This is a genomic window from Arthrobacter globiformis (assembly GCF_030815865.1).
In the GTDB taxonomy this organism is placed as follows: Bacteria; Actinomycetota; Actinomycetes; order Actinomycetales; family Micrococcaceae; genus Arthrobacter; species Arthrobacter globiformis_B.
This window is the reverse complement of record NZ_JAUSXI010000001.1, coordinates 1,344,975-1,365,844: the sequence shown is the minus strand read 5'-3', so window position 1 is coordinate 1,365,844 and position 20,870 is coordinate 1,344,975. Positions and strand designations below refer to the sequence as shown.

The 20,870-nt window shown below is 63.9% G+C and carries 21 protein-coding genes; 10 read left to right on the top strand and 11 right to left on the bottom strand.

Annotated features, from left to right (window positions below):
- Positions 1 to 306: 306 nt before the first annotated feature.
- Positions 307 to 1,701, bottom strand: a complete 1,395-nt coding sequence (locus QFZ33_RS06360) for an MFS transporter (protein ID WP_307025843.1) — start codon at positions 1,699 to 1,701, stop codon at positions 307 to 309.
- Positions 1,702 to 1,885: 184 nt separating this feature from the next.
- Positions 1,886 to 2,539, bottom strand: a complete 654-nt coding sequence (locus tag QFZ33_RS06355; RefSeq protein ID WP_190607915.1) for a GntR family transcriptional regulator — start codon at positions 2,537 to 2,539, stop codon at positions 1,886 to 1,888.
- Positions 2,540 to 2,831: 292 nt separating this feature from the next.
- Here QFZ33_RS06355 and QFZ33_RS06350 point away from each other — a divergent pair, with 292 nt between their 5' ends.
- Complete coding sequence (locus tag QFZ33_RS06350; protein ID WP_307025840.1) at positions 2,832 to 3,578, top strand: maleate cis-trans isomerase family protein; 747 nt, start codon at positions 2,832 to 2,834, stop codon at positions 3,576 to 3,578.
- 103 nt (positions 3,579 to 3,681) lie between these two features.
- Here the strand turns inward: QFZ33_RS06350 and QFZ33_RS06345 are convergent, their stop codons facing one another.
- The gene (locus QFZ33_RS06345; protein ID WP_307025838.1) at positions 3,682 to 4,449 is read right to left on the bottom strand and encodes a maleate cis-trans isomerase family protein; all 768 of its coding nucleotides are present in this window, start codon (positions 4,447 to 4,449) and stop codon (positions 3,682 to 3,684) included.
- 44 nt (positions 4,450 to 4,493) lie between these two features.
- Here QFZ33_RS06345 and QFZ33_RS06340 point away from each other — a divergent pair, with 44 nt between their 5' ends.
- Complete coding sequence (locus QFZ33_RS06340; RefSeq protein WP_307025836.1) at positions 4,494 to 4,949, top strand: RidA family protein; 456 nt, start codon at positions 4,494 to 4,496, stop codon at positions 4,947 to 4,949.
- Positions 4,950 to 5,025: 76 nt separating this feature from the next.
- Here the strand turns inward: QFZ33_RS06340 and ehuA are convergent, their stop codons facing one another.
- Genes ehuA through ehuB form a run of 4 tightly spaced genes read right to left on the bottom strand, consistent with a single transcriptional unit; the run spans position 5,026 to position 8,098 of the window.
- Positions 5,026 to 5,841: an ectoine/hydroxyectoine ABC transporter ATP-binding protein EhuA gene (ehuA, locus tag QFZ33_RS06335; RefSeq protein WP_307025834.1), complete on the bottom strand. Its 816-nt coding sequence runs from the start codon at positions 5,839 to 5,841 to the stop codon at positions 5,026 to 5,028.
- Positions 5,825 to 6,481 (bottom strand): ectoine/hydroxyectoine ABC transporter permease subunit EhuD, encoded by a 657-nt coding sequence (gene ehuD, locus QFZ33_RS06330; protein WP_307025832.1) that lies wholly within the window; start codon positions 6,479 to 6,481, stop codon positions 5,825 to 5,827. Before ehuD ends, ehuA begins: the two co-directional genes overlap by 17 nt.
- Positions 6,478 to 7,176 carry an ectoine/hydroxyectoine ABC transporter permease subunit EhuC gene (gene ehuC / locus QFZ33_RS06325; protein ID WP_307025830.1) on the bottom strand — a complete coding sequence of 233 codons (699 nt, stop codon included), beginning with the start codon at positions 7,174 to 7,176 and terminating at the stop codon, positions 6,478 to 6,480. Before ehuC ends, ehuD begins: the two co-directional genes overlap by 4 nt.
- A gap of 28 nt (positions 7,177 to 7,204) precedes the next feature.
- Positions 7,205 to 8,098 carry an ectoine/hydroxyectoine ABC transporter substrate-binding protein EhuB gene (gene ehuB / locus QFZ33_RS06320; protein WP_307025828.1) on the bottom strand — a complete coding sequence of 298 codons (894 nt, stop codon included), beginning with the start codon at positions 8,096 to 8,098 and terminating at the stop codon, positions 7,205 to 7,207.
- A 334-nt stretch (positions 8,099 to 8,432) separates the two neighbouring features.
- On the opposite strand from ehuB, the gene QFZ33_RS06315 reads away from it, so the two are divergent.
- The 3 genes from QFZ33_RS06315 to QFZ33_RS06305 all read left to right on the top strand — a co-directional run bounded on the left by QFZ33_RS06315 (position 8,433) and on the right by QFZ33_RS06305 (position 10,839).
- Positions 8,433 to 8,699: a hypothetical protein gene (locus QFZ33_RS06315; RefSeq protein ID WP_307025826.1), complete on the top strand. Its 267-nt coding sequence runs from the start codon at positions 8,433 to 8,435 to the stop codon at positions 8,697 to 8,699.
- Between the two features lie 153 nt (positions 8,700 to 8,852).
- Entirely contained in the window at positions 8,853 to 9,929 is a 1,077-nt protein-coding gene (locus tag QFZ33_RS06310; protein ID WP_307025825.1) for a glycerophosphodiester phosphodiesterase family protein, read from the top strand.
- Positions 9,930 to 10,155: 226 nt separating this feature from the next.
- Positions 10,156 to 10,839: a haloacid dehalogenase type II gene (locus QFZ33_RS06305; protein WP_307025823.1), complete on the top strand. Its 684-nt coding sequence runs from the start codon at positions 10,156 to 10,158 to the stop codon at positions 10,837 to 10,839.
- A 19-nt stretch (positions 10,840 to 10,858) separates the two neighbouring features.
- Here QFZ33_RS06305 and QFZ33_RS06300 read toward each other — a convergent pair whose 3' ends face one another.
- Entirely contained in the window at positions 10,859 to 11,992 is a 1,134-nt protein-coding gene (locus tag QFZ33_RS06300) for a hypothetical protein (RefSeq protein ID WP_307025821.1), read from the bottom strand.
- A gap of 395 nt (positions 11,993 to 12,387) precedes the next feature.
- Here QFZ33_RS06300 and QFZ33_RS06295 point away from each other — a divergent pair, with 395 nt between their 5' ends.
- A complete protein-coding gene (locus QFZ33_RS06295) occupies positions 12,388 to 12,990 on the top strand; it encodes an MmyB family transcriptional regulator (RefSeq protein ID WP_307025819.1) in 603 nt (200 codons plus the stop codon).
- 198 nt (positions 12,991 to 13,188) lie between these two features.
- On the opposite strand, the gene QFZ33_RS06290 is transcribed toward QFZ33_RS06295, so the two are convergent.
- On the bottom strand, positions 13,189 to 14,268 hold the full coding sequence (locus tag QFZ33_RS06290; protein ID WP_307025818.1) for a TM2 domain-containing protein: 1,080 nt from the start codon (positions 14,266 to 14,268) through the stop codon (positions 13,189 to 13,191).
- A 407-nt stretch (positions 14,269 to 14,675) separates the two neighbouring features.
- Complete coding sequence (locus tag QFZ33_RS06285; protein WP_307025817.1) at positions 14,676 to 15,092, bottom strand: ester cyclase; 417 nt, start codon at positions 15,090 to 15,092, stop codon at positions 14,676 to 14,678.
- A gap of 178 nt (positions 15,093 to 15,270) precedes the next feature.
- On the opposite strand from QFZ33_RS06285, the gene QFZ33_RS06280 reads away from it, so the two are divergent.
- The 4 genes from QFZ33_RS06280 (at position 15,271) to QFZ33_RS06265 (ending at position 19,869) form a co-directional block, all read left to right on the top strand.
- Positions 15,271 to 15,576, top strand: a complete 306-nt coding sequence (locus tag QFZ33_RS06280) for a YegP family protein (RefSeq protein ID WP_307025813.1) — start codon at positions 15,271 to 15,273, stop codon at positions 15,574 to 15,576.
- A gap of 184 nt (positions 15,577 to 15,760) precedes the next feature.
- Positions 15,761 to 17,566, top strand: a complete 1,806-nt coding sequence (locus QFZ33_RS06275) for a RecQ family ATP-dependent DNA helicase (RefSeq protein WP_307025811.1) — start codon at positions 15,761 to 15,763, stop codon at positions 17,564 to 17,566.
- A 188-nt stretch (positions 17,567 to 17,754) separates the two neighbouring features.
- On the top strand, positions 17,755 to 18,510 hold the full coding sequence (locus QFZ33_RS06270; protein ID WP_307025809.1) for an ArsR/SmtB family transcription factor: 756 nt from the start codon (positions 17,755 to 17,757) through the stop codon (positions 18,508 to 18,510).
- Positions 18,511 to 18,672: 162 nt separating this feature from the next.
- Positions 18,673 to 19,869 carry a TerC family protein gene (locus QFZ33_RS06265; protein ID WP_307025807.1) on the top strand — a complete coding sequence of 399 codons (1,197 nt, stop codon included), beginning with the start codon at positions 18,673 to 18,675 and terminating at the stop codon, positions 19,867 to 19,869.
- Between the two features lie 3 nt (positions 19,870 to 19,872).
- Here QFZ33_RS06265 and QFZ33_RS06260 read toward each other — a convergent pair whose 3' ends face one another.
- A complete protein-coding gene (locus tag QFZ33_RS06260; RefSeq protein WP_307025805.1) occupies positions 19,873 to 20,766 on the bottom strand; it encodes a serine hydrolase domain-containing protein in 894 nt (297 codons plus the stop codon).
- Positions 20,767 to 20,870: the final 104 nt, after the last annotated feature.

Below are 20,870 nucleotides of genomic sequence, written 5' to 3'. Positions count from 1 at the left end.
AGTCTGACGGTTCTTAAGTCCTACCTGGCACGCTTCTGCCGGTCTCCGGCCCATCGCCGTCGCCGTCCATCACCATCCTGGACTGACCCGCCATCGGGAGCTGACCCGCCCGGGTAGCCGGCCGCCGCCGGGAGCTGACCGCCTGGGTAGCCGGCCGCCGTCGGGCCCTCCCATCCCGGGCATGCCCGGATCGACAGTGGTCACCAGCACCCGTGAGCCGATGCTGGGCACGCCAAAAAGCCCGCCGCGGGCGCCTGAACAATTGCTTCAGGCGCCCGCCGCGGGCTAAAACCGGCCTTGCTGGATTTATCGTTCCAACCCGCGCGGGATGGGGAGCTTCTTGATGCCCGGAATCTTCATGTTCCGCAGTGAGGCTCCGGCGGTCTCCGGCATTTTCCACACGGCGACCAGACCCACGAGGCAGGCGCCCATCATGTAGAAAGCCGGCATCAGAACGTTACCCGTGGAACTGACGAGAAGCTCGTTCATCATGGGAGCGGTCCCGCCGAAGATTGCGGTGCTCACGTTGTAGGTGATTGCGAAGCCGGCGAACCGCACCTGCGTGGGAAACATGGCCGGGAAAGTAGCGGAGATTGTGGCCAGCTGCGGGAGGTACAGCAGGCCCAGGACAGCGAATCCGAGCATCGCGAACCAGAAGCCATTGGCCATGACCATATACATGGGGACGGCCATGACAAAAAGGCCAATAAGCGAGATGAACCACATCGGCTTTCGTCCAAGCTTGTCCGAGCGGGCCCCGGCCAACGGAATCATCAGCATCATGACAAGCTGGCCCACAAACATCAGCGTCAGCACCGTGTTGGCGCCCATGCCCACGGTCCCTTCCAAGTAGGTGGGCATGTAACTGAGCAGCGTGTAATTGACGACGTTAAGCGGAATGACCAGGCCGGCCACCACCAACATGGGCCGCCAGTAATGGCGGAGAAGGTCGCGGAGGGCAGTGCTGGTGGCCGGTTCCAGCTCTCCGCTGGCCTCAAGCTCACGAAAGACCGGAGTGTCTTCCAGCCGGTTACGCAGGTACATGCCGACGATACCGAGAGGCCCGGCGATAAGGAACGGCAACCGCCAGCCCCACTCGGTCATGGCCCCGTCGCCGAGCAGCAGGCTGCAGAGCAGAACGACGAGCGAACCGAGCGCAAACCCGCCCAGGGTACCGAACTCCAGGAAACTTCCACAGAAGCCGCGCCTCTTATCCGGCGCGTATTCGGCCATGAAGGTCGCTGCGCCGCCGTACTCGCCTCCAGTTGAGAACCCCTGGACCATGCGCAGCAGGATCAGCAGGGCCGGGGCTATCCAGCCGGCCACAGACTGGGTCGGCAGCAGGCCGATGGCGAAGGTGGAGGCCGCCATCAGGATGATGGTCAGCGCGAGTACCCTCTTGCGCCCAACCCTGTCACCGAGAGGGCCCCAAAACAGCCCGCCGAGAGGTCGCACGAGGAAGGACAGCGCAAAAGTGGCCAGCGTCCAGACGGTTCCCATTGCTCCTTGGCCCGGGAAGAAGTTCGCTGCGATGTAGGTGGCGGCCACGGCGTAAACGCCGTAATCGAACCACTCAGTGGCGTTGCCCATTGCTGAGGCAGCGATGGCGCGGCGCAGAACCTTCTTGCCTGCTGGTGAGTTTTCCTCCGGAGTCACGAACCCTGCGCCGGAGCCAGCTCCAAGCGGTTGTGTTTCTGACATGTCAATCCTCGATTGGTGGGAAATGTATCGCTCATCACACTACCGGACTGTCTCATTGTTGACAATGGGGGGAAAGCATTGCACTCGCCGCCTAAGTCAGGCAAAGGGCAGGGAATGCGAAAAGGCCGCCAGACCATTGGGTCTGACGGCCCTCAACGGACCCAGCTATGGATGAACGGGCACGCTACGGGATAAGCCGCATCAGCGCGTCATCCATGTGTTCAGCCAGCAGCTTCTCCGCGAGATCTGAGTCCCCCCGCGAGATCGCCTCTGCAATTCCCTTGTGCTCGGAGATGCGCTTGTCCGCCGTGTCGTAGGTGCTTTTGAGCGCATTAAGGCACATCTGCGTCTCCGTCAGAAGCGTGTCATGCATCTTCTTAAGCCGCGGACTGCCGGCCAGCTCAACCAGGAGTGCATGAAAACGCATATCAGCCTCGGTGATTGCCTGGCCGTCTGGCGTTGCGGCAGCAGCCTCCATCGCGCGGACGGCCTCCATAAGCTTGGCGGCACCGCCCTCCGGGTCCGTGCCGGCCACCCGATTGATGGCTGCAACCTCGACCGCCGATCGGGCCAAGTAGATGTCACGGAAGTCGTCCTGATCCATCGACACCACAAAGAGGCCCCGGTTCCGGTAACTCACGAGCAAACCCTCCTGCGTGAGCCTCTGCATGGCTTCCCGCAGGGGCCCGCGGCTAACGCCCAGCTCTTTTGCGAGTTCCGCTTCACCCAGCTGGACGCCGGGGGCGAAGTCACCGCGGGCAATGGCATCGCGGATTTTCCTGGCGATGATGGCCGGAGTGGACTCCTGCACAACCGGGTCTAAGGCTCCCCTTTTCATGCTGTTTCCGTTCTTGCTTCCAGGAAATCGACTCCTGGCGACTGGTTCAAGTTTAAGGCCGCCCTGCGGACAGCCTATGTCTCATGGTTGACAATAGGCATTTTACTCTTCAACAAAGACGCTCTTCATCCGAGCCACGGATTCCATTAGGGCACCCTCGAACCAGACTCAGAAGAACTGCCAGCATTCCGCCCCTCAGAGCCTTTCGATTGTCGACAATCCAACTGTATGCTATTTCCATGACACTGAACAGCCCCATGCCGTACCACGCGGCCCGTCGCAAAGGAGCGAAATGACAACTGTCGGAATGCTTTATCCCGGCCACAGCGCCGAGGACGAATACCCCTACCTCGAGTCAGTCCTGGGAGATGACATCCGTCTCCCGGTGGTGCATACCTCAGTCGGCGATCCTGATGAGATTACTACCCACGAGGTGGAGGCACTCCTGGATCTGGGCAAGCCCGAGCGGCTGCTCTCGGGCGCCAGCGAGATTGCCCGCGAGCATGCAGCGGACGCCGTCATGTGGGCGTGCACCTCAGGCAGCTTTGTATTCGGCTGGGACGGCGCACACCAGCAGGCGCGGGAGATCCAGGACGCAATCAACGTTCCTACGTCTTCCACCTCGCTGGCCTTCGCCGCAGCACTGCGCCACCTGGGCATCACAAAGGTTTCCATCTCCGCGACCTACCCCGACGATGTCTCCCGCCACTTTGTGGAACTGCTTGGCCACCAGGGCATCGAAGTCCTTGATATGGCTTCCCATGACATCGCCTCCGGAGAGGACGCCGGCGAACTTGACCACGACAGCGTGATTGAGCTGGCACTCAGCGCCAACGCTCCCGAGGCTGAGGCCGTCCTGATTCCGGACACCGCCCTGCACACGGTCCGCTGGATCAACGAACTGGAATCAGTACTCGGAAAGACAGTGCTCACTGCGAATCAGGTGACCGCCTGGTATGGACTGCAGCTCGCCGGCCGGACTGTGCACTCCGACCAGCTGGGCACGCTGTTCCGCCCTCTGCAGAAGACCGCCGCCTAATACAGGCCACCACAGCGAACTAAAAAGACCTCCTGGCCAGCGGTATCCGCCGGCCAGGAGGTCTTTACTTGTCTGGCGCGCTCAGGAAGAAGCGGAGATCTGGCTACTTGACCCCGGCCTGGAGCAAGAGTTGGTCTGGACCTACAGCCTCGCGGCCCATCAGCCGCAACCCACTCCATGCCGTGACCTGGTTGGCCGTGATCACCGGCTTCCCCAATTCCCGTTCCATGTGGGCAATGAGGTCATAGGTGGGCAGATTGGTGCAGCTTACGAAGACGGCCTCGGCCTCCGGGCGGTCCGCCTGGCGGATCAGCTCGCAGGTGGTGGCGTACGGGACCGTCCAGATGTCCCGGTCCAGCCCTAGCCCCTCGTGCGAGACCACCGACTTCCCCCCCTGCTCCAAGAATGACGCCAGCCTGTTTGTAAGCTCTGCGAGATAGGGTGTGGCGACCGCAACCCTGCTGACACCCAGGGCGTCCAAAGCCATCAACAGACCCTCCGAGGTGGTCACTGCTGCTGGCGCTCCCGCTTGGACCATCGCCGCCGAAAGTTTCCTGGCCCCCTCGACGCCGTGCACGAAGCTGCCGGACGTGCAGGCATATGTCACCACTGCCGGCCGGATGGCCACGAGGCTGCGGACGGCGTCCTGGATTTCCCCGTGGTCGCTGATCTCCTCGGCCATGTCCAGGCCTACGGGCTGGTCGTAATAGGGAGTCCGGGTAAAAACGAGGTTCACCCCGTCGGGCATCCAGCGCCACAACTCGTGGTCAAGGGCCATATCGAAGGGGCAGACGACGCCGATATCCTGCCAGGGTTGCGGACCCTGCGGATCCGTCGCGGGTGCCAGAGCGGGGTTAGGTATAAGTGTCATACGTCACTTTCTCATATTTGTTCGATTGTCTACAATGACTCGTTATGAATGAAAATAAAACTTCGGTCCGCGCGCTTCCCCCCACCCCCCAGCCCGCCGGGAACTACGTACCCGTCCGGGAAGCACACGGCGTCCTCTATACAGCCGGGCACACGTCTGCCGTGCAGGGAATGCTGGAACACCGCGGCCGCGTGGGCCAGGACCTGACAGTGGAGGAAGGACGGTCGGCCGCGGCCACGGCCGTGCTGAACTGCTTGGCGTCCTTGGCTGCACATGCCGGCGGCTTGGACCGCATCGAGGAGATTGTCTCTATGACCGGCTATGTCTGCGCCGGCAGCGACTTCACGGAGCATCCGCGGGTGATGGACGGCGCGTCCGAAGTGCTGGTTTCATACTTTGGTGACCGGGGGCGGCCGGTGCGTGCCGCCGTCGGGGTTTCCAGTCTGCCCGACGGCGCACCGGTTGAAATATCCCTACTGGCCACCATCCGCAGCGCATAAAAATCAAGCGCTGGCCCGGGCAGCATCGGCGTCACCGAGCAGCCCGGGCCAGCGCCCGCGAAGTGTCAGGACCCTATCAGTGCTGCAGCACAGCCCGGAGGAAGGTCCGGGTCCGCTCCTGCTTCGGGTCCTTGAAAATCTGAGCAGGCGGTCCGCTCTCCACGGCGGCACCGTTATCGAACATCACCACGCGGTCTGAAATCTCCTCGGCGAACCGCATTTCGTGCGTCACCATCAGCATGGTCATGTCGGTGGTGTGGGCCAGGTTCCGGATCACGTTCAGCACCTCACCGATCAGTTCGGGGTCCAGGGCCGAGGTGGGCTCGTCGAACAGCAGCACCTTCGGCCGCATGGCCAGTGCCCTGGCAATAGCCACGCGCTGCTGCTGACCGCCGGACATCTGGGGCGGGGTGTGGTTCATGTGCTTCCCAAGCCCTACGAGATTGAGCAGGTCTGCGGCCCGCTCCCGCGCTTCGGCCTTGTTCATTCCCAGAACGTGGATCGGTGCCTCGATGATGTTTTCCATCGCGGTCATGTGCGGGAAGAGATTGAACTGCTGGAAAACCATCCCGATCTTCCTCCGCGTCTCGCGCAGCTGCCGGGTTTCGCGGACCCTCTGCCCTGCCGTGACATTCCACAGCACATCGCCGTCGACCTTTACCAGCCCTTCACTGGGGGTCTCAAGCGTCATGAGAATGCGCAAAATGGTGGTCTTGCCAGATCCGGAAGGGCCAATGATGGAGACTTTCTCACCAGGAGCAACCTCGAAGTTCAGCGACTGGAGGACGTGGTTTGATCCCCAGTTCTTGCTGACATTCTCGAAGCGGATAATCGGTTCCGGAGCCAGGGCAGTGCCCACGCTCCGGGGTTGGGGTTCAGTGCTGGGGCGCATAGCGCCTCTCCAATCTGTTTACGAGCCGGGAAGCCGGGTAGCTGACTGCCAGGAACAGCAGGGCGGCCATGGTGAGCGGTTCCAGGTAGCGGAAGTTTGAGCTGCCGATGGCCTGTGCCGTAGCCATGAGCTCCACGACGGTGATGGCGGACAGGACGGCCGAGTCCTTGAACATCTGGATGAGATAGTTGCCGAGCATGGGCACCACGGTGCGGATCGCCTGCGGAAGGATTATCCGCCCCCAAGTACGCGCACCGGGAAGGCTGAGCGCCGTTGCCGCCTCCCATTGGCCCTTGGGAACACCCTGGATTCCGCTGCGGTAGACCTCAGCCATGTACGCGCTGTAGTTGATGCCGATGACCACCACGCCGGTGGTCAAAGCGTCGAAGCTGACTCCGTAGGCCGGCAGTACGAAAAAGGCGCAATAGGCCTGAACCAGCAGCGGCGTCCCGCGTACAAAAACCACAAGGAAGGAAACCACCGGCGAGAGGACCGGAATGGCAAGCCTTCGAAGGACAGCGAAGACCAACCCAAGGACGGCGGCGAGCAACGTGCCCAGCAGCGTGATTTGAACGGTGACGCCAAGTCCTTCCAGGAGCAGGGGAAAGACTGAAATAGCGAAGTTGCTATCCCAGATCATGCTGCACCTACCTTCATGAGACGGCTTTCCTTACGCTGGGCGGCCACGGCCTTGCGGTCCAGTGCGAAGCGCCGTTCCAACCATCCCGTCAGGAGCGTCAGCAGGTAGGACAGTACGAAGTACACCACCAAAATGGTGAGGAATATCGCCGTCGTCTGCCCTGTGGTGCTGCGGATCATCTGGGCGCTGAAGGTCAGATCTGCCACGGTGACCAGCGAAACCAGGGAGGTGTTCTTGAGCAGGTCAACCATGACGTTGCCAAAAGGAGGCAGCATGGCGGGAATTGACTGCGGGATGATGATCCTGCGCAGCCTGAGCGCCGGCTCCATTCCGAGGGCGATGCACGCCTCGGTCTGGCCCTTGGCTCGGCTCGCAATGGCGCCCCGCACCACTTCGGCAGCATACGCGCCCTCGTTTAGCCCAAGAGCAAGGACCGCGGCAGTCACCGGATGAAGCTGGATCCCGAAGAACGGCAATGCAAAGAAGAGCCAGAACATCTGCACCAACAGGGATGTACCGCGGAACACCTCGATGAAGATGCCGGCGGGCCAGCTCAGGAACCGGTGCCGGGACAGGCGTGCCAGCCCTACCGCGAAGGCGACCACCACACAAAGAGCACCGCTGAGCACCGTGACCAGGATGGTGGTCAGGAGGCCCTGCCACAGCAGCGGTGCATAGTCGATTACAGCGGACATACGCGACTCCTCTTCAGCGCGAGGCGCATCAGCCGGCGGTCTGGCATAGCTCCTGGGCAGTGACGCCCTCCACGACCGTCGCGTCGAATCCCCATTTGGTCAGGATGGCTGCAAACTCAGGCGTCTTCTTGAAGGCGGCGAGTTCCTCGTTGTAAGCCTCATGGAAGGCGGTATCGGACTTGCGGAAGGCAGCCCCGGAGCCTGTCCGCGGCGCGTCGTCCACCGGCTTGGTGACGTCGAAGCTCGCGTCGTCCTTGGCCAAGGCCGTCAGAGACAGCGTGGGAAGCATGAAGGCATCGGCGCGGTTTGCTTTAAGCGCTTCGAGCCCGCTGCGCCCATCATTGATTTTGACCTGCTGGGAGGTAGGTACGTTGGCCGTCTTGAGTACACCTTCCTCAAAACCGCCCGGCAGGACAGCTACTTTCAGCGATTTGTCGGCCAGGATGTCGGCCACGGTCAAGATCCCTTTCGGGTTGCCCTTCGGTGTAGCGAAGGACTCGGTGGACACGATGACGGGCTCCGAGTAGAGAACCTGTCCGCACCGGGACTCCTTCATGAAGAGGCCGGCCGCAATGACGTCCCAGCGGTTGGCATTTAGGCCGGGAATCATGGATTCGTAGGGCGTAATGACCCCTTGGACATCATTGATGCCGAGGCGTTTGCACACGGCGCGCAGCACGTCCGGCTCGCAGCCGGTGACTTTTCCATCCGCGCTGACCTGGGTGTACGGCGGCTCGTTCGCGATGCCCACCCGGATGAAACCCTGGGACTTCGCCGTCTCCAACAGGTTGCTCGAAGCCCCTGTCGCCGGGCCGCCCACTGGCACGCTGGAGCAGCCCGTGGCCCAGCCCGCAACAGTGGCGCCGAGTGCCGCCACCCCCGCGCCCCGCAGAAGGTTCCGCCGTGAAATGTTGACTGTCATATGAACTCCATCCGCCCGGACCAGCCGGGCACCTAAGCAGGAACTGATCATCCTGTGATGCGGGTTACATAAATCTAGGAGGCCGCTGTATCATTGTCAACAATCCGAATGTAAGAATGTTGTTGCGCTCCGGTTTCAAAAGTGATTAGCCCGGCTCATTAGTCATCGAGTTAGATGCACAAGCCTCAAGGACAGGCAGGCCACGTGGCGCACCACTCCGTCTCCGAAGCCCACGACCTGCCCCCTGCAATCGACCGGCACAACCTGGTCGCGGCCCAAGCCACCCCGGCATTCACCTCATCCGCCAAACAGAAAGCCTCCCAAGGAACGAATCATGAAGAAGCGCATCCAGTTACAGCACACCGGGTCGAGCAGCAACGGCCGGACACCTAGACCGCGGACCGGCGATCACTGCCCGGCGAACGGCTGGTGGGCACCCCTCAATGACGAGGCAACCCAGCACTTCATCACCGAGGGGAGCATCATGCCCCCAGCGAACGGAACCCCCATGAGCTGGAAGCTGGTGATAGGCCAGCCGCTGCAGGTGCAAAGACCGAGCCACGACTTCCCGCCGAGAGGCTTTGCCCTGGACAGCATCTGACAAGGACGTGCTGTTCGGGCTTCCGGCGCATCAGTCAGCCAACTTGTTAACCTGCCCGCCAACTCCCCGCAGGCCGCGCGCCATCTGGCCTCCCTAGGGTGAACGGGTCGGCGGCTCAGCGCCGGCTACCGTCATCCGGGAGGAACCAAAACCATGCGCAAAGTCCTGACCGCAACGGCCGCCGTCGCACTTTTTACCGCAGCCATTGGCTCGACGGCGGGACCCGCCGTCGCCGCCCCGGCGGCGGACGCCGGCAAGCCGTCGTCGAACACTGCCGGCAGCGCCGCCTCTGCCATGACGACGAACGAGCGCAACGGCTCCTTCGACCTGCAGTCGCACCGCGGCGGCCGGGGCGAGTGGACCGAGGAATCGCTGGCCGCGTTCGCGAACTCGCTGAAGCTGGGCGTGAGCACGCTCGAACTGGACACGCACCTGACCGAGGACGGGAAGGTCATCGTCTGGCACGACGACACGATGCAGGCCAACAAATGCGCGGACACCGCGCCGGCCAAGCCAAACGACCCCGAGTTCCCGTACGCGGGCGACCGGGTGGCGGAGCTGTCGCTGGCCCAGATCAAGACGCTCAACTGCGGCTACACCCAGCTGGCCGGCTACCCGGAGCAGCAGGTGATCGAGGGCAACCGCATCGCCGAGCTCAGGGACGTGTTCCAGCTGGTCCGCGATTACGGCGCCAAGAAGGTCCGCTTCAACGTGGAGACCAAGGTGGAGGACGGCCAGGCCGGCGGCGAGGGCTCGTTGGCGCTCACCAAGGCCGTGGTCACGGAGATCTACATGGCCGGCATGTCCGGCCGCACCACGGTGCAGTCGTTCGACTGGTCCACGCTGAACTACACCAGGAAGATCGCCCCGCAGCTACCCGTCGCGGCACTCTCCAGCGGCGACGCCTGGCTGCAGGTGGGCAGGCCCGGCGCCGCACCCGAGCTGGGCGGCATCGACATCGACGACTACGACGGCTCCCTGGCCAAGGCCGCCGAGGCCCTGGGCTACGACGTCATCTCCCCCACGTTCCGTTCCGTCACCCCGCAGATGATCGCCGAGGCCCACGACTTCGGCCTGCCCGTCATCCCCTGGACCGTGAACACCACCGCCGACATGGCCCGCCTGATGGACCTCGGCGTGGACGGCATCATCACCGATTACCCCACCCGCCTGCGCACCCTCATGGACCAGCGCGGACTGAAGCTGCCGAAGGCTTACGGAAGCCGCTAATCGAGCCTGTCCAGAAACCGCTGATCGAGTCTGCCGGGAAGCCGCTGATCGAGCCTGTCGAGATCAAGGGTTTCGACAGGCTCGACCACCAGAAGCACGACGCCGGGCCGTCCCTTTCGGGGCGGCCCGCTGTTCACTTTCCAAACCAAAGTCCATGGGCCACTAGCACCGAGACTTCCGGAGCGAAAGACTGGGCATGACCAGCCGCCGCAGAAGGAGCCGCTCCGTGCCGACCCAACCCTCCGTCGTGGTCTTCGACGTCAACGAAACCCTGTCCGACATGTCTCCGCTGGCCGCCAAATTCGCCGAAACCGGCGCACCGGGGTCGCTCGCCAAGCTGTGGTTCGCCACGCTGTTGCGCGACGGCTTCGCGCTGACCGCGGCCGGCGACAATAAGGCCTTCGCCGAAATCGGGGCCGAGGCGCTTCGCGGGCTGCTCGGCGGCTTGGACCTGAACATGGGGACGGATGCCGCCGTCGACCACATCATGCAAGGCATGGCCGGCCTGGGACTCCAATCGGACGTGCCGGAAGGAGTGTCCGCCCTGAAGGCTGCCGGGTACCGGCTGGTGACGCTGACCAACGGTTCCACCAGCGTCGCCGAAAAGCTCTTCACCGCCGCCGGAATCGGGGACAGTTTCGACCGTCTGCTGTCCGTCGAGGACGCCCCCGCGTGGAAACCGGCCCGTGCCGCTTACGACTATGCCGCCTCGGCCTGCGGAACTGATCCCGAGCAGATGCTCCTGGTAGCGGTCCACCCCTGGGACATCCACGGCGCCGCGCGGGCCGGGCTCAGGACCGCGTGGATCAACCGCTCGGGCGCGCCCTACCCGGCGTACTTCGCTGAACCGGACTACACGGTGGCGTCGCTGCGGGACCTGGCTGGCGCGCTGGCTAACACCGCGGGTTGAACGCACCGCCGCGGGCGATTCAGGAAACGCTGTGGCTCAACCGGTACTTGGCGCCGTCTTTCGTGAACTCCATGATCCCGTCCTTGCCGCCGGGTTCGAGGACCTGCTGACCGAGGTAGTCGTCGCCCTCGACGTCGTTTTCATAGAGCTTCACCGAAACGTTGCCGGTGAACTGGACTGTTCTGTCGATCTCCTTTTTGTCGCCCTCGCTGATCTGCACGGACTTCCCCAGGTTCTGATCCTCGACCCTGATCCGGATCTCATCATCGCCGACGAAGTCCTCCTGCTCAACGCAGTGCAGAGTTCCGAGATGGATCTTGCCACCTGGCAGGGACGTCAGCGTGCTGAGTTTGGCCCTGTGCACGCCGTTGATCACATTGATCGCACGGTTTCCGCTGACACCGTTGTACTTGTACGAACCGGATTCGAACAGCAGGTACGCCTCGCCCTCCGGTGTGGCGGTGATTCCTTCAGCCATGCTGGGCGCGCGGAAGCAACGCACGGACGCCCTGTCGAGATTCGTTTCGCCCTTGTTAGATACGTAGATGTTGCTGCGGAACTTGCGCCCGCTTGAAGTGCTGAAGAGGAAGCGTCCATCCGCGACTGCCACGCCCTGCGTCCACTGGGGCACCTCCCAGCGCAAGCCGTTTCCGTCTGCTTTCCTGTCCAAGGTCAGGGATCCGTCGTCAGCGATCGTGTAGCTGTACATCCAGTCACGGTGCTTGTCGCTGAACTTGCCCGCGTACAGATGGCGGCCGTCGATGGTGATGAATGACGCGCCGTAGACCTTGCGGTCCTCGCCACCCGTACTGACGGATCCGGCTTTCGCCATCATCGCCGCCCTGAGACTGGACAGGCTGTACTTGCGGATCGTGTGCCAGCCATCCTTCTTCGGGCCGTCCACGAATACCCATTGGCCGTTCAGCGCGATGGCACCGGCGTGAGTCTGGTGCTTGTCGTCGTCCCTCGGCTCGATGTCGACGGTCGCCACGGTCTTGTCCCCGGCATTCGGATCGAGGCCGACGATATGCGCCTTGCCCTTGCCGTAGGTTGAGACGAGCAGCAGATTGTTGCCCTTGCCGTCCCAGTTCTTCCACCAGGCGACACCCTGCGGCGTGTGGTCGCTGAGTTCCTTGTTGCTCAGATCCGGCATGGCTTGAAGCGCGCGTCGTACATGTACGACGCGGACGTGCCGTCGTACAGAGGTGCCGTCCCGCCAGTCGCCGCTTCCTCGCACTTGATGGTCGTCGTGGGCTCCGGTGGTTTTGTTTCCTGCGCTCCCGCGACACCAGTCGTTGTCATTAGCAGAAGCGGCACGCTCAGCGCCGCGACCGTTGTTCTTCGCACATGCATTTCCATCAGACCCCCAGTGTGTCCGTTTGGTCTTTGCCCGTTTCCGGTCGAACTACCACGCCTATCACGGGATAACTGGGGGTGCATGTCACACCATGGCTGGGCCGCTGATCGAGCCTAGAGGCAGCCGATTTCGGAGCCTGCCGCGGCTAAGGTAATCCAACCAGGCCACTAACCGCAGATACGAAAGATCCAATGTGCCTGCCTCACGATCCGGGCGGGCATGTTGCCAGTTGCTTGAGTCGGCACAAGGTCCAGCGGCTCCTGGATCAGTTGACAGACAGTCCAGCGTTCGTCGTCGGCAAATACTTCGACATCCTCGCCTGGAACCCCTTGGCCGCCGCAGTGCTCTTGGACATCGACAAATTGCCACCGCACGAACGCAACTTCATCCGCATGACATTCACTGATCCGCGGATGAAGGACTACTACGAGGACTGGGAATCAATGGCCCGCATGAATGTGGCCCTCCTGCGGATGCAGGCCGTTGATAACCCGACCGATCCCAGGCTCGCGGCCATCGTTGGAGAACTCTCACTTTCCAGCCCCCAATTTCGCAGGTGGTGGGCAGCCCGCAATGTCGCCAGGCAGGAGTTCGGGACCAAAACGATCCGCCACCCTGAACATGGCGACTTCACCATCGACTGGGACGCGTTTCAGCGGGTCGGTTTTCCCGATCAGACATTGATTGTCTGGTCCGCGGAACCCGGATCCGCGACCCACGAGAAATTCCGCATCCTCTCCTCCTGGATCAGGAGTCCCACCGCGCCCAACACGGAGCTATCAGCTAACAGCTAACGGCGCCGAGGTGTGACAGTAAGTGCTAGGAAAAGGCCGCCACAGGTTTCGACAGGCTCAACCAGCGGCAACGGTTGGAAACACGCTCAACCGGCGGCAGGCGGTTCGAAACAGGCTCAACCAGCGGATGCAAAAGGCCCGCCGGACCCAGGCACAAGTGCCAAGTCCCGCGGGGCCTTCTGGTTGCGAGGCGGAGTGCTACTTCGCGGCGATGGTCCAGTCGCCGTCGGAGTTGACCTGGACGAAGCCGGGGGTGAGCTTCACGGTGCCGCTGTAGTCGCCGATTTTGTTGACGGCGAGCTCGGGAACCTCGCTGCCGAAGCCCTGCACCACGAAGTTGCCTTCGCCCTTGTTGGTGACCGCAGCCTTGTCGCTAAACGCATCCCAGTAGAGAACCATGTCGCCGTGGCCGCTCGCCTTGTCTGTTGAGGTGGGAACGCTGTCGATGTCCTCGATCTTCAGCGTCCAAGCGGAGTCAGCGCTGATGGCGAACTCGGTGGTGGCAGCGGTGCTGGTGTCCACGAGGTGCGAGCCTGCGTACGCGCCAACGGCGTTAACCAGGAGCATCTCATGTCCGTTGGTTTCCAGGACCGTGTTGCCGCTGCAGGCCTTGCACGTGAACGTCACCACGGCGGGGACGCCCTTGAGGTCCACCTTCTTGACGTCGTCGCCGGTACCCGTCAGCGTCTGCGCCGCCAGGTGCGGCCGGTCCTCCCCTGCAGTTTCCCCGCTGCTCGCCGGATCCGCCGAGGGATCCGAGGCGGCGCTCTCCGACGTCACAGGAGCGGCGGTGACGATCGGCGGGGTGGAGGCCTGCCCGACAACAGCGGCGGCAGCAATCCCACTGAACACGCCAATCACCAGGTTGACCACCAAAACGACAAGAGTGACCACAACAGCCACCTTCTTATGCTGCGCGTACCCTGCCAGCGGTCGCCCCTGCTTGTCCGTCTGCTTCCCGGCCAGCGTGATGACCAGGTCCACGAGCGCCCACCAGCCCAGTCCGCCCAGCGTCAGCAGCTTGGCAATGCCGGTGCCGGTCTTGCCGAGGTAGAAGCGGTCCGCGCCAAGACCGCCAAGGAGCAGCGCAAACAGCCAAGTGACCAGGAAGGACTTCTGTGGTTCCACCCCGTACTGCCCCGTGAAAGCCCCGTACTGCCCCGGATACGCCTGCCCCGCGTTCTGCCCGTCCAACAACTGCCCGTTCGCATACTGAGGCGCGCCGTAGGTGGTGTAGTCGGAAGGCGGCGGTGGCGGGGTTGGGCCAGGGTGGCTCATTGCGGTCCTTTCAGGGCAGGCGACGGCAGGGGTCGCCGAGGTGGCGGAGTGAGGAAGAGGGTGGGCAGTGCGGAGGGGGGTGCGGAAGACTGGGTCGAGCGGTTGATCCACTACAGAACGACCGCCTCGTGAGCGGAAATTCTGTGGTGAATGACACGTCGCCGGACAGCGGCACATGGCTTCAGGAAGCCCGTTTGCTTAAGGCTTTATGGCTTGCACATCTGCTGCTGTCCCCCGGTTTGACGCTTTGGCGTCACCGCCCCCTGAAGGGATGATACAGGGCTTTGGGAGGGGGCACGGGGACGCCACGGCGCGTCCCGGAAGACGCGCCGTGAAGACGCACGACGACGGCGCGCGTCGCCGGCCGTCGTCGTACTTCTTGGTTTTTACGGGTCCCTAATTCGGCCCTACTTTGGCACGGCTCCAATCTGCTGCATCAGGCTCATTGTGTCCGTCGATCCCCAGTGCTCTGCCACCTTGCCGTCCTGTACACGGATGATGTCAATGCCTGAGAATTCCACCGACTTGCCCGTGGCCGGCACGCCCGCGAAGTCGCCCTGGTGCGTTCCCGTAAGGACGGTCTGCGCGGCCTCCAAGTTCCCGTCGGCGAGCGCCGGTTCGGAGGTCTTGACCGCCAGATCGGGAAAAGCGGCCCTGACGGCGTTCACATAGAACCGCATCCCCTCTTTCCCGGGCGGCTGGCCGGGAATGCCCTCCTCGTGATCGACGACGTCGTCCATCACCATCTCGTCGAGGAGCGACAAGTTACCGCCTGTCAGTACCTCATCGTAAAACCGCTTGATCAGTCCTTGTCCGCCAGCCATCTCCGGCTCCTTAATGGTTCCAATCGGCAGCTAGATTTTCCCACTCACGGCTCGGCGCAACAACGGGTCAATTGTTTTCCGAATTCCCGCGCTCAACCGGGCGGTCCTTCCGGGCAGGAAAGGTCCAAAATAGGGTTAGGGGACATGCCGAGAAGGTGCACGAACGAAGGGGTTTGTCATGGCCGGCTACTTTGAAATCGTCGATGCTCCGGACGGCGGTTTCCGCGTCAGGCTTCTGGACGGAACAGGGGGCCTGGTGGCCGTCTCAGTGCAGTACCCCACCAAAGCGGCTGCCGTGGCGGGAATCTCCTGGATCAGGGAAATCGCCGGCACTGGCCTCATCCGCGACATGAGCCGCGGCGGCCACGGGGAGCTCATCATCCCCAAGTCGAGGGCCGCCCACGCAAGCGTGAGAATCCACTCCCACACGCGATTCCCGGCCGCGGACCGAGGGGCTGGGGTCCGAAGGGTCCGCTCCCTCTGACGGGCTGACCGGCTGGCGGGGTGAATGGCTGACCCCGCGGCGTGGCCGGGTCTGTCGCGTGACGGGACTGGTCCGCAGGTGCCCCTGCACTACAGGGGACATGACGTCTGGCCCTGCCTCGCACTAGGGTGGGTTCCACGGCTGAAGACACCCGGCCTTGGAACGCCCGTACGGAGCCGCCACCATGACCGAAGCCCTCGCCCCCACAGCCACCACCCCCGCAGCCGACGCAGATGCCGCGTCCATCGCTGACATCAGCACAGACCCCGACGCCGGCCTCCGCCAGCTCGCCGCCGGCACTTTCGGACTCCCCCGCCTTAGGGACGGCCAGCTCGCCGGCATGCACGCCCTCGTCCAGGGCCGTGACGTCCTCGCCGTCATGCCCACGGGATATGGCAAGTCCGCCATTTACCAGGTGTCCGCGCTGTTCATCCACGGTGGTCACGCAGACGGCGCGGCGATCGACGGCGGCCAGCCCGCCAAGCACCCCGACGCCTCCGCGGCCAACAGCGCAAGGCGCGGTCCCGCCGTCGTCGTTTCGCCGTTGATTGCGCTGCAGGAGGACCAGCTGGACGGCCTGCTGGAGGACCTGGGCGGGGCGTCCGCCGTCGCCATTAACTCCGGCCGGAAGGATTCGGAGGTGGAGGACGCGTGGGAGGCGGCCGAGCGGGGCGAGGCGGCATTCCTCTTTCTCGCGCCGGAGCAACTGGCCAAGTCCGAGACGGTGGAGCGGCTCGCCGCCATGGACGTCTCCCTGTTCGTGGTGGACGAGGCCCACTGCGTCTCCTCCTGGGGGCACGATTTCCGCCCCGACTACCTACGCCTCGGCGAGGTCCGCGCGCAGCTCGGCAACCCGCCCGTCGCCGCGCTTACCGCCACCGCCTCTCCCCCGGTCCGTGACGAGATTCAGCAGCGCCTGCGCATGAACGACCCGTTGGTGCTGGTCCGCGGCTTCGACCGGCCCAACATCCGGCTCGACGTCGTCCGGCACCTTGAGGACCGGGACAAGCGGCGCGCCGTCGTGGAGCAGGTGGCCGAGCTGAGGGGCCCCGGTCTGCTGTACGCCGCCACGCGCAAGGACACCGAGACCTACGCGGCGGAGCTCACCGAGCGCGGGCTGCGCGCCGAGGCCTACCACGCCGGCCGGAAGCAGAGCGAGCGCGACCAGGTCCACGAAAAGTTCCTCGACGACGAACTCGACGTCGTGGTGGCGACCACCGCGTTCGGCATGGGAATTGACAAGCCAAACGTCCGCTTCGTGATCCACGCCGACATTCCCGAGTCCCTCGACGCCTACTACCAGGAGATCGGCCGCTCCGGCCGGGATGGAGACCCCGCCTCCGCCGTTCTGCACTACCGGCCCGAGGATCTTGGCCTGCGCAAGTTCTTCGGCACCCATAAGCCGGACGAGGACGCTCTGCTCGGTGTCCTCACCGCCCTGCGCGCCGCCGACGGCCCGGTCACCCAGAAGGCGCTCGCCGAGCAGACCGGCATCCCCACCCGCCGGCTCACCGGCCTGCTCAACGAGCTGCAGGAGACCCGCTCCGTGAAGGCCCTCAAGCGGGGCATCCGGCTGGATACTGACGCCAAGCTGCCCAAGGTGGTGGAACACGCCGTCGAACTCGCAGAAGCACGCCAGCGCGTGGACCGCTCGCGCATCGAGATGGCGCGCGGCTACGCGGAGACGGACGCCTGCCGGCGCCAGTTCCTGCTCGGCTACTTCGGCGAGGATCTCCCCGAACCCTGCGGCAACTGCGACAACTGCGCCGACGGTTCGGCTTACGAGGAGGATTACGACGACGGCGCCGCGGCCGCCGCTGGTGGGGAAGCCTTCCCGCTCCAGGCATCCGTGGTGCACAAGGAGTGGGGCGCGGGCATCGTCATGCGGCACGAGGAGGACGTGATCACCGTGCTCTTCGAGCAGGAGGGCTACAAAACGCTCTCCCGGCAGGCCGTCACGGAGGGGAAGCTCCTGACGCTGGCGGACTGACGCCGTCGCGCTGCGGTCCGTTTTGCCCTTGCCGCCCGCACGCCTCCCTCCCCGAGCTCTCACACGCAACTGAGTCGCAGATCAGGGCGTTCCCAGGGCTGGGAACGCCCTGACCTGCTACCTACTTGGGGAATAAGGGACCCGGCGAACCATTGACATGTGACCAAATGGTCACCTATTCTGGCCGTGTGGACGCCGTATTCAAGGCCCTGGCCGACCCCATCCGCAGGGACCTGCTGGACGCGCTCTTCAGGGAGGACGGCCAGACCCTCAGCGCACTGGAGTCGCGGTTCGAGATCACCCGATTCGGCGTCATGAAGCACCTGAAAATCCTGGAAGAGGCGGGCCTCGTGGTGACCAGGCGCCGCGGCCGCGAGAAACTGCACTTCCTCAACCCGGTGCCCATCAGGCTCGTCCACGACCGCTGGGTGAGCAAATACGCAGAACCATGGGCCGCTGCGCTCAGCGACCTCAAATCCCGATTGGAAAATCCCATGGAAAAGATCTTCGAAATCTACATCAAGACCACTCCGGAACGGCTCTGGGAAGCCATAACGGACAGCGACATCCGCAGCAAGTACCAGTTCGGAAACACGCTGAAGTCGGACTGGACGCCGGGCTCCCGTTTCGAGATGGCCAACCCCAAAGCCGGGGCGCTCCTGGGCGAGGGCGAGAACCTCGAGGTCGATCCCCTGCGCCGGCTGGTGCAGACCATGCGCGCGCTTTGGGGCGAGGACGTCAAGGCCGAAGGCACCTCCCGCGTCACGTGGGAAATCGAGCCGGTCGGCGACGACTCATGCCACCTCACCGTCACGCACGACCAGCTCCGCGAAGGCGCCAACGAACAGCTCTACGGCGGCTGGCCGATGATCCTCTCCGGCCTGAAGACCTGGCTCGAGACCGGGGAGCAGCTGACGACGCCGGGCTCCCTGATGTACGGCTGAGCAGCCTCTAGGCCAACTGACTCGCAGTTGTTGCCGTTTTGAGCCCTCATAACGACAACAACTGCGAGTCAGTTGGGGGGCACCTGCTGTTGCGGGCGGGCAGAGCGCACTGGGTAGGGTTGTCTTGCACGCCCCGCCCGAAGCGCTCTGGAAAGAGGCAGCATGGAAGTTCCCCCTATCGTCTGGATCCTCACGGTTACCGGAATCCTCGCGCTTCTAGCCTTCGACTTCTTCTTCCACGTCCGCAAGGCCCACACCCCCACCCTGAAGGAATCGGCCACTTGGTCCGCCATCTACGTGGGCCTGGCCCTGGCGTTCGGCTTGGGCGTCTGGTTCTTCGGCGGCTCCAAGATGGGCACCGAGTACTTCGCCGGCTACGTGACGGAAGAGGCACTGTCCGTGGACAACCTGTTCGTCTTCCTGATCATCCTGTCCAGCTTCAAGGTGCCCCGGAAACACCAGCAGAAGGTGCTCCTGTTCGGCATTGCCTTCTCCCTGCTGGCCCGGACCGGTTTCATTTTCCTCGGCGCCGCCCTCATCAATAGCTTTGCGTGGGTGTTCTACATCTTCGGGCTGATCCTGCTGGTCACCGCCGGGAACCTGCTCAAGCCGGACAACCACGACGACGACCACGAAACCCTGGTGGTCCGGCTTGCCAAGAAGTTCCTGCCCGCCTCCGAGCATTACGACGGCGACAAGCTTTTCACCCACGTGGACGGCAAGAAGGTCCTCACGCCCATTCTTCTGGTGATGGTTGCCCTCGGCGGCACGGACATCCTCTTCGCCTTGGACTCCATCCCGGCCATCTTCGGCCTGACCCAGAACGTCTTTATCGTCTTTACCGCCACGGCGTTCTCCCTCATGGGCCTGCGGCAGCTGTTCTTCCTGATCGACGAGCTCCTGGACCGGCTCATCTACCTCTCCTACGGACTCGCAGCTATCCTCGCTTTCATCGGTGTGAAGCTGGTCCTGCACGCCCTGCACGAGAACACCCTGCCGTTCATCAACGACGGTAACCCGGTGAACGTCGTGGAAATCAGCACCGCCATCTCACTCATCGTGATCCTCGGCATGCTGACTATCACCATCCTGGGCTCGGTCCTCAGCCCCAAGGGCAAGGCCAGAACCATGGTGTCCGGCGCCAAGCGGCACGCCACCGAGTACGTGGACCTCAACTTCGAAACGGACATGGCCGAACGTGAACGCATCTTCGGCAAGATGGTTCGCGAAGAGCAGGAACTAAAGAAGCTCCCGGAGAAGTACAAGCGGCTCATCCGGAACGAGACCCAGTTCATGGACCTGATCCACCGGGCCCACGCCGAGCACGACCAGGCACTGGAGCGCGCCGGCGAGAAGTAGTTGCTATTGCCGCCAGCTTCGGGCGGCTAGTTCCTGCAGAAGCCGGAAGCCGTGGCGGTCCACGGGCGCCGCTGTCGCGGTCAGAAGTACGACGGCGCCCCCCGCCTTCCGGTCCAGTCCCACCGAGGAGCGAAAACCGCCGGTGCCGCCGTTGTGCCAGGTGACCCTGCGGCCCTTCACCTCCAGGGTCATCCAGCCGGCACCGATCCGCGCGGCGGGTCCGGTGAAGTTCGCCACGGGATCCAGCGCGGCCAGCCCCGGCGCCGAACCGTCCAGCAGGGCCTGCACCAGCCGGGCCATGTCGCTGATCGAGGCACGGATCCCGCCAGCCGGAGCAAGCGCTTCTCCTGTCCACGGCTGCATCATCCTGCCCGAGCGGCTCCGGCCGGTGACCGCCGTCGGCCGCACCTCAGCGGCGGCAGCTGGCGCGTAAACAGAACTTAGCCCGAGCGGAACTGCGAGCCGCTCGCGGAGCAGGCCCTGGAAGCTCAAGCCTGCACCGGCGGCGACGGCATGGCCCAGGAGCTCGAAGCCGAAGTTGGAATAGCGCGGCCGCGGGACGGGAAGCCCAGCGGGAAGTCGCACTGTGCGGGCCTGGTCCAGCAGCTCCGCCAGGGTTTCGCCGTAGGGGTTGGTGCCGTGCAGCGTCAGGGCGAGCGTTCGGCGCAATGTACCGGGTTGGCTAGGCAGCCGCGGCAGGCCCGAAGAATGCCGGCCTAGTGAAACCAGTGTCACGCCGGCCGCGGGGCAGTCGGCGAGCGGCAGCCGCTCCCCCAGCGTGGTGTCGGGACCCAGCTCGCCCCGGCTCAGGGCTTCGGCATACAGCAGCCCGGTAATCCCCTTGGAGACCGACCCAATCTCGAAGTCAGCAGCAAGGGAGGCGCCGCGGCTCGCCACGGCAACCTCCCCTGCGCATACGGTGGCCGCGGCAAACACCGGGTGGCTGCGGCCAAACGCTTCTTGTAATTGTTGTGCCAGTCCCGGGTTGCCATGGACCTCAG

Excerpts from the sequence above, each read along its gene's own strand:
- QFZ33_RS06290 (WP_307025818.1), bottom strand. The coding sequence starts at position 14,268 with ATGAGCCACCCTGGCCCAACCCCGCCACCGCCGCCTTCCGACTACACC.
- QFZ33_RS06310 (WP_307025825.1), top strand. The coding sequence starts at position 8,853 with ATGCGCAAAGTCCTGACCGCAACGGCCGCCGTCGCACTTTTTACCGCA.
- QFZ33_RS06300 (WP_307025821.1), bottom strand. The coding sequence starts at position 11,992 with ATGCCGGATCTGAGCAACAAGGAACTCAGCGACCACACGCCGCAGGGT.
- QFZ33_RS06345 (WP_307025838.1), bottom strand. The coding sequence starts at position 4,449 with ATGACACTTATACCTAACCCCGCTCTGGCACCCGCGACGGATCCGCAG.
- QFZ33_RS06355 (WP_190607915.1), bottom strand. The coding sequence starts at position 2,539 with ATGAAAAGGGGAGCCTTAGACCCGGTTGTGCAGGAGTCCACTCCGGCC.
- QFZ33_RS06360 (WP_307025843.1), bottom strand. The coding sequence starts at position 1,701 with ATGTCAGAAACACAACCGCTTGGAGCTGGCTCCGGCGCAGGGTTCGTG.
- QFZ33_RS06350 (WP_307025840.1), top strand. The coding sequence starts at position 2,832 with ATGACAACTGTCGGAATGCTTTATCCCGGCCACAGCGCCGAGGACGAA.
- QFZ33_RS06285 (WP_307025817.1), bottom strand. The coding sequence starts at position 15,092 with ATGGCTGGCGGACAAGGACTGATCAAGCGGTTTTACGATGAGGTACTG.
- ehuD (WP_307025832.1), bottom strand. The coding sequence starts at position 6,481 with ATGATCTGGGATAGCAACTTCGCTATTTCAGTCTTTCCCCTGCTCCTG.
- QFZ33_RS06315 (WP_307025826.1), top strand. The coding sequence starts at position 8,433 with ATGAAGAAGCGCATCCAGTTACAGCACACCGGGTCGAGCAGCAACGGC.
- QFZ33_RS06340 (WP_307025836.1), top strand. The coding sequence starts at position 4,494 with ATGAATGAAAATAAAACTTCGGTCCGCGCGCTTCCCCCCACCCCCCAG.
- ehuB (WP_307025828.1), bottom strand. The coding sequence starts at position 8,098 with ATGACAGTCAACATTTCACGGCGGAACCTTCTGCGGGGCGCGGGGGTG.
- QFZ33_RS06295 (WP_307025819.1), top strand. The coding sequence starts at position 12,388 with ATGTGCCTGCCTCACGATCCGGGCGGGCATGTTGCCAGTTGCTTGAGT.
- QFZ33_RS06265 (WP_307025807.1), top strand. The coding sequence starts at position 18,673 with ATGGAAGTTCCCCCTATCGTCTGGATCCTCACGGTTACCGGAATCCTC.
- ehuC (WP_307025830.1), bottom strand. The coding sequence starts at position 7,176 with ATGTCCGCTGTAATCGACTATGCACCGCTGCTGTGGCAGGGCCTCCTG.
- ehuA (WP_307025834.1), bottom strand. The coding sequence starts at position 5,841 with ATGCGCCCCAGCACTGAACCCCAACCCCGGAGCGTGGGCACTGCCCTG.
- QFZ33_RS06275 (WP_307025811.1), top strand. The coding sequence starts at position 15,761 with ATGACCGAAGCCCTCGCCCCCACAGCCACCACCCCCGCAGCCGACGCA.
- QFZ33_RS06280 (WP_307025813.1), top strand. The coding sequence starts at position 15,271 with ATGGCCGGCTACTTTGAAATCGTCGATGCTCCGGACGGCGGTTTCCGC.